Origin of the sequence: Parvibaculum sp., assembly GCF_040882025.1 — a bacterium.
Taxonomy (GTDB): domain Bacteria; phylum Pseudomonadota; class Alphaproteobacteria; order Parvibaculales; family Parvibaculaceae; genus Parvibaculum.
In genome coordinates this window covers 1-6,505 of sequence record NZ_JBBECC010000040.1, presented here as the reverse complement: position 1 = coordinate 6,505, position 6,505 = coordinate 1, and the positions used below count along the sequence as shown (strand labels likewise).

The 6,505-nt window shown below is 65.2% G+C and carries 7 protein-coding genes; 2 read left to right on the top strand and 5 right to left on the bottom strand.

Features of this window, described 5'->3' with window-relative positions:
- Both aceA and aceB read right to left on the bottom strand, forming a co-directional pair.
- Nucleotides 1–808: isocitrate lyase (gene aceA / locus WEB61_RS02660; RefSeq protein ID WP_368062782.1), on the bottom strand; the 808-nt coding region annotated here is incomplete at its 3' end.
- Between the two features lie 31 nt (nt 809–839).
- Nucleotides 840–2,465: a malate synthase A gene (aceB, locus tag WEB61_RS02655; RefSeq protein WP_368062781.1), complete on the bottom strand. Its 1,626-nt coding sequence runs from the start codon at nt 2,463–2,465 to the stop codon at nt 840–842.
- A gap of 217 nt (nt 2,466–2,682) precedes the next feature.
- Here aceB and WEB61_RS02650 point away from each other — a divergent pair, with 217 nt between their 5' ends.
- Both WEB61_RS02650 and WEB61_RS02645 read left to right on the top strand, forming a co-directional pair.
- A complete protein-coding gene (locus tag WEB61_RS02650) occupies nt 2,683–4,128 on the top strand; it encodes a short-chain fatty acyl-CoA regulator family protein (protein WP_368062780.1) in 1,446 nt (481 codons plus the stop codon).
- Nucleotides 4,129–4,135: 7 nt separating this feature from the next.
- Nucleotides 4,136–4,837, top strand: a complete 702-nt coding sequence (locus tag WEB61_RS02645) for a TonB family protein (protein ID WP_368062779.1) — start codon at nt 4,136–4,138, stop codon at nt 4,835–4,837.
- Nucleotides 4,838–4,841: 4 nt separating this feature from the next.
- Here WEB61_RS02645 and WEB61_RS02640 read toward each other — a convergent pair whose 3' ends face one another.
- The 3 genes from WEB61_RS02640 to WEB61_RS02630 form a co-directional block, all read right to left on the bottom strand.
- Nucleotides 4,842–4,961, bottom strand: coding sequence for a DUF2474 family protein (locus WEB61_RS02640; RefSeq protein ID WP_368062778.1), 120 nt, complete (start codon nt 4,959–4,961; stop codon nt 4,842–4,844).
- Complete coding sequence (gene cydB, locus WEB61_RS02635) at nt 4,954–5,964, bottom strand: cytochrome d ubiquinol oxidase subunit II (protein WP_368062783.1); 1,011 nt, start codon at nt 5,962–5,964, stop codon at nt 4,954–4,956. Before cydB ends, WEB61_RS02640 begins: the two co-directional genes overlap by 8 nt.
- 20 nt (nt 5,965–5,984) lie before the next feature.
- On the bottom strand, nt 5,985–6,505 hold a 521-nt coding region (locus tag WEB61_RS02630), incomplete at its 5' end, for a cytochrome ubiquinol oxidase subunit I (protein ID WP_368062777.1).

Here is a 6,505-nt window from a genome sequence, read left to right as displayed (position 1 = left end):
CGCGCTTGATGCAATGATCGACGCCCGTGCCCGGCTTCAGACGGTAGAAGCCTTCCACGGTGCGGCCCTTGTCGAAATCGATGAACTCGTGATCGCGCTCGTCGATGTCGGATGTGATCAGGTTGGCGCTTTCGGCGTCGGTGCGCGCCATGATGAGGGTCGGCGTGCCCATGACGTCGGCGCCGAGGCGCGCGGCGTTGAGGTTGCGCTCATGCGCCCGGCTCGGGATCAGAACCTTGCCGCCCAAGTGGCCGCACTTCTTTTCCGACGCGAGCTGGTCTTCGTAGTGAACGCCGGAGGCGCCGGCTTCGATATAGGCCTTCATGATTTCGAAGCAGTTGAGCGGGCCGCCGAAACCGGCTTCCGCGTCGGCGACGATCGGCACGAACCAGTCGCGCTTGGCGCCGCCTTCCGAATGCTCGATCTCGTCAGCGCGCTTCAGCGCCCGGTTGATCTTCTTGGCGAGCTCGGGGCCCGCGTTCGCCGGATAGAGCGACTGGTCGGGATACATCGCGCCGGCGGTGTTGGCGTCGGCGGCGACCTGCCAGCCCGAGAGGTAGATCGCCTTCAGGCCCGCACGGGCCATCTGCATCGCCTGGTTGCCCGAAAGCGCACCCAGCGAATGGACGTAATCGGTCGTGTGCAGCAATTCCCAGAGTTTGTTGGCGCCGCGCGTGGCCAGCGTGTGCTCGATGGGGAAGGAACCGCGCAGCTTCTCGACGTCTTCGACCGAGTAGTTGCGCTTCACATTGTCGAAGCGGCCCTTGGGCGCTCCGGGAACGAGATCGTAGAAGGTCTTCTTGCTCATGGGACTGTCCTCAGCGGGGTCAGGATGGGTTTCAGATGCGGTTTTCGTTTTCGAGAATGAGGCGATAGGCGGGCAGCGTCAGGAATTCCTCGCAGTCCTGCGCCTTGGTCATTTCGGCAAAGAGGCGAATTGCCTCCTCGAAGTGACCGTCGTTCCAGCGCGCCTCGCCCAGCGTTTCGCGAAGCGTCTTCATTTCGTCGGCGAGCACGTCGTCGAAAAGTTCGGGCGTGACCTTGCGGCCATCCGAAAGCGCCGCGCCGTGATAGATCCACTGCCAGATCTGCGTGCGGCTGATCTCGGCGGTGGCGGCGTCTTCCATCAGATTGTAGAGCGGCACGGCGCCGCGGCCGCCGATCCAGGCTTCGATATATTGAACGCCGACGCGGCAGCATTCGCGCATGCCATGCTCGGTGCGCTCGCCCTTGTGCGGCGCGAGCAATTCCTTCTGGCCGACATTGACGTCCTGGCGCTGGCGGGCGAGCTGGTTCGGCCCTTCGAGCTTGCCGAAAATCTCCATCGCCACCGCGACGAGATCGGGATGCGCGACCCAGGTGCCGTCGTGACCGTTGGTGGCCTCGCGCTCCTTGTCGGCACGCACCTTGTTGAAGGCGGCGTTGTTGGCCGCCTCATCGCCCTTGACCGGGATCTGCGCCGCCATGCCGCCCATCGCGAAGGCGCCGCGCTCGTGGCAGGTTTTCACCAGCAGCAGCGAATAGGCGTTGAGGAAAGCATCGCCCATCACCACCTGCGCGCGGTCGGGCAGGATGAAGTTGGGGTTTTTGCCGAGCCGCTTGATATAGCTGAAAATGTAGTCCCAGCGGCCGCAATTGAGGCCGACAATATGGTCCTTCAGCTCGTAGAGGATTTCGTGCATTTCGAAAGCGGCGGGCAGCGTCTCGATCAGCACGGTGACCTTGATGGTGCCGTTCGGGATGCCGAGGGCCTTCTGCGCGTGAACGAAGACGTCGTTCCAGAGGCGGGCTTCCTTGTGGCTCTCCATCTTCGGCAGATAGAAATAGGGGCCGGAGCCGGACGCGATCTGGCGCTTCGCATTGTGGAAGAAGTAGAGACCGAAATCGAAGAGGCCGCCCGACATGGGGCGTCCGTCGATTTCGACATGGGCTTCTTCCAGATGCCAGCCGCGCGGCCGGACGATCAGCGTTGCGGGCTTCGCGATCACGTCGTAGCGCTTGCCGCTCGCCTCGTCGGTGAAGCCGATCTGTTTGTCCCAATAGGCCATCATGTTGATCTGGCCGCCGATCATGTTGTCCCAGGTCGGCGCCGCCGCGTCCTCGAAATCGGTCATGTAGGACTGCGCGCCGGAATTGAGCGCGTTGATGACCATCTTGCGGTTGTCGACGGGGCCGGTGATCTCGGTGCGGCGGTCGAGGAGGTCCTTCGGGATCGGCGCGACCTTCCAGTCGCCCTCGCGGATCGCCTTGGTCTCGGGCAGGAAGTCGGGCAGTTCGCCGGCATCGAACGTCTTCTGTCGTTCGGCGCGGGCGGCCAGCAATTCGCGGCGGCGTTCGCCGAACTTGCGTTCGATCTCCGCGACAAAGGCGAGAGCGTCGGCCGTCAGCACGCGCTCATAGCCTGGCTTCATCGCGCCCTTGACGGCGATGCCGTCGGCAATCTTCGTGGCTGCGCTGGTGCTCATGCTCGCTCGCCTCCCTTGGCCGGTGTTGGGGCCGGTCTTGACGGTGTTCCGATGCGCGCGGTCATACAATCTCGACAGCTTCTTGTCCAATATTTCCTAAGTGATTGAAATTATTGAAGTAAAGAACTTAACAAGATTCCTGTTCGATTCTGTTGATTATGTAAATCTTGTAAATTAAAGTCCCGAAAATGGGCGGAAAAACCGGGAGATTTCGGACATGGCTTCGGACAAGAAAGTCTTTGCCGGCCCGCGCGTTAGGCGGCTCCGGCGCGAGCGCGGGCTGACCCAGGCGCGCATGGCGGCCGATCTCGGCATTTCGGCAAGCTATCTCAATCTGATCGAGCGCGACCAGCGCCCGGTCTCGGTGCAGATCCTGCTGAAACTCGCCGAAGTCTATGACGTCGAGCTCCGTACGCTGGGCGGCGACGACGAGGCCCGCGCGCTGACGGCGCTCAGGGAGGTCTTTGCCGACCCGCTGTTCCGCGACGCCGGGCTCTCGGGCCAGGATCTGCAGGACATGGCGGGCGCAAGCCCCGTGGCGGCCGACGCCGTGGCGCGGCTTTACCGGGCTTATCAGGAAAGCGTCACCAACGGCTCGATGCTGGCCGAGCGCCTCGCCGGTCGCGATCTTTCCGACGGCGCCGAGGCGCCGGGCCTGCCGCTGGAAGAGGTGCGCGACTTCATCAACAGCCGCAACAACCATTTCCCCGAACTCGACGACGCGGCCGAACGGCTCTATCTGCAAATGGGTCTCGGCGCCGACGAACCCTATGTGAGCTTGCGCAACACGCTCAGGGACATGCACGGCGTCTCGACCCGCGTCGTGCCGGCCGACATGATGCCGCTCGAACTGCGCCGCTACGACCGCCACCGCCAGACGATCTTTCTCTCCGAACTGCTCGACCAGCCGGGGCGTTCCTTCCAGCTTGCCTATCAGCTCGGCTATTTCGAGCAGTCGCGCGCCATCGAGGACATCGTCGAGGCCTCGGGCCTCGAAAGCGACGAGGCCAGGCGCCTCTGCCGGGTGTCGCTGGCGAATTATTTCGCCGCCGCGCTCCTGATGCCCTATGCGGCCTTCCACAAGACGGCGGAAGCGACGCGCTACGACATCCGCCTGCTCGGCCGCCGCTTCGGCACCAGTTTCGAGCAGGTCTGCCACCGCCTGACCACGCTACAGCGCGCCGGCGCGCGCGGCATTCCGTTCTTTCTGATCCGCGTCGACAATGCCGGCAATGTCTCGAAGCGGTTTTCTGCCGCAGGCTTCCATTTCGCCCGCTTTGGCGGTACCTGCCCGCGCTGGAATGTGCATGATGCCTTCCGCGTTCCGGGCCAGATCTACACGCAGATAGTCCAGATGGAAGACGGCACCCGCTATTTCTCGATCGCCCGCACGGTAAGCCGCGCTGGTTCCGGCATCGGCGTGCCCGGCGACCAATATGTGGTGGGGCTCGGTTGCGAGATCGCCCATGCGCCGCGCCTCGTCTACAGCCAGGGCTACGATCTCGCCGATGAACGCGGCGCCATGCCCATCGGCGTCAATTGCCGCTTGTGCGAAAGGCTCGATTGTTCGCAGCGCGCCTTCCCGCCGCTGAAGCACCGTTTGACCGTCGACGATCATGTGCGCGGCATTTCGCCTTTCGGCGTTCCGGCAAGGAGCGCGTGACAGTCCGATGCGTCCCGATACCCGACCCATCGCCGAAACGCGCCCGCGCGACCTCTGGATCGCGATTGGCGTTGCGCTGGTGCTGCACGGCATTGCCGCCGTGGCGGGATTGAAATGGTATGTCGCCGCGCTCGAGCGGCCGTCGGCGGGGGCGAGCGCCACGACGGTCAACCTTGCCGCCTACAGCGACGCGCCGCAGGCGGCCGAGCCCGTTCCGCCGCAGCCCGAATCCGAAACGCCTGCGGTCGTCGAGCCACCGAAACCCGAGCCCGCGCCGGTGCGCCGCGCCGCGCCGGCAGAACCGAGACCCGAGGAAACGCAAGCCGAGGCGGCGCCGCCACCGCCACCGGCCGCAACGCCCGGCCCCGCGGGCCTTGCGCGCGAGGGCGCCGCCGACACCGGCGTCGGACAGGAAACGATGGCGGCGGATTATTTCGCGACGCTCGCGGCCTGGATTGCGCGCCACAAGCAATATCCGCGCATGGCGCGACGTCAGCGGCTCGAAGGCGAGGGCCGTGTGCTCATTCACGTCGCGCGTGACGGCACGCTGATCGACTTCAGGATTGTGCGCGGCACCGGCTCGGTCATTCTCGACCGCGAGCTATCGGCGACGGTCGAACGCGCCGCGCCCCTGCCGCCTTTTCCGCCGGGCATCAAAGCCGCGACGCTTGAAGTCGTGCAGCCGATTACTTTCGAACTCGCCGAGTAGCGGTTCAAAGCCCGATGAGCGCCCGCAGCGCATAGACGAAAGCGGCAAGCGCCGCGACGCCGGCAAGCCAGATGCCGGCGAACCAGACGAGCCGGCGGCCCCTCCCGCGCTTCTCCTCAGTCATGCCGGCTGTAGCCCTCGCCCGCGCGCACCTTGCCGTGAAAGACGCTGTAGGCATAGACGGTGTAGCCCAGCACCATCGGCAGCACGACGGCGACGCCGACAAGCGCGAAGACGACGCTGGAATAAGGCGCGACCGCGTCCCATACGGTGACGGAGGGTGGAATGATGTGGGGATAGAGGCTGATCGCGAGGCCGAAAAAGCCGAGAACGAAAAGACCGATGGCCGAGAGGAAGGGCGCCAACTCGCGCTTCGCAAAGATCGACCAGAAGAGCCCGACGGCGAGCGCCGCCGTCAGGAAGGGCACCGGCGCGAAGTAGACGAGATTGATGCCGCCGAACCAGCGTTCGGCGATGGCCGGGCGCAGGAGCGGCGTCATCACGCTGACCGCGCCCATCGCGACCAGCACGCCGCCGCCGAGCACCACCGCCGCGCGCCGCGCCCAGTCCTGCAACGCACCTTCGGTCTTGTAGATCAGCCACGCCGCGCCGAGGAGGCCGTATCCGGCGACGACGCCGAGGCCGGTGAGAACGGTGAAGGGCGTCAGCCAGTCGAACATGCTGCCCGCATAGCGCATCTCCTCGACATGGACGCCCTGCACCAGCGCGCCGACGAGAACCCCTTGCATGAAGCCCGCGATCAGCGAGCCGAAAAAGAACGAACGGTTCCACAAATGCGTGCTCGTATGCGCCGTGTGCCGGAACTCGAAAGTGACGCCGCGAAAGATCAGCGCAAAGAGCATCGCCATGATCGGAATGTAGAAGGCGGGCAGCGCGATCGAATAGGCGACGGGGAAGAAGACGAGGAGGCCGCCGCCGCCGAGCACCAGCCATGTCTCGTTGCCGTCCCAGACCGGCGCGACGGAATCGATCATCGTGTCGCGCGCGCTTTCGTCCGGCGCGAAGGGAAAGAGAATACCGACGCCGAGATCGAAACCGTCAAGCACGATATACATAAGGATCGCGGCGCCGATGACGCCGGCCGAGACGATTGCGAGTATGTCCATGGTTTCCATGCGCGCCTCCCTTATTCGCCCGGCACGACGAGGCCGGGCCGCGCCCCGCGCATTGCGTCGGGATGCGGCGCCTTGGCCGTCAGCGGCTCCGGCCCTTTGCGGATCAGCTTCACGAGATAATAGAGATAGGCGCCAAGAAGCCCGCCATAAACGATGAGGAAAATCGTCAGGCTGGTGGCGACGGCCTCGCCCGTGACGCTCGGCGACAGGCTCTCCGAGGTGCGCACCATGCCATAGACCGTCCAGGGCTGGCGGCCGACCTCGGTGACGAACCAGCCGGCCAGCGTGGCGACGAAACCGGCCGGCGTCAGCAGCGCGGCATAGCGGTGCAGCCAGCGGCTGTCATGGAGCGTGCCGCGCCAGCGCGCGAAGGCGCCCCAGGCGCCGAGCACCAGAAACAGCACGCCGATGCCGACCATCACCCGGAACGACCAGAAGACGATGCCGACCGGCGGCCGGTCCCCGGGGGCCGCTTCCTTGAGGCCCGGCACCAGGCCGTCGAGGCTGTGCGTCAGGATCAGGCTTGCACCCT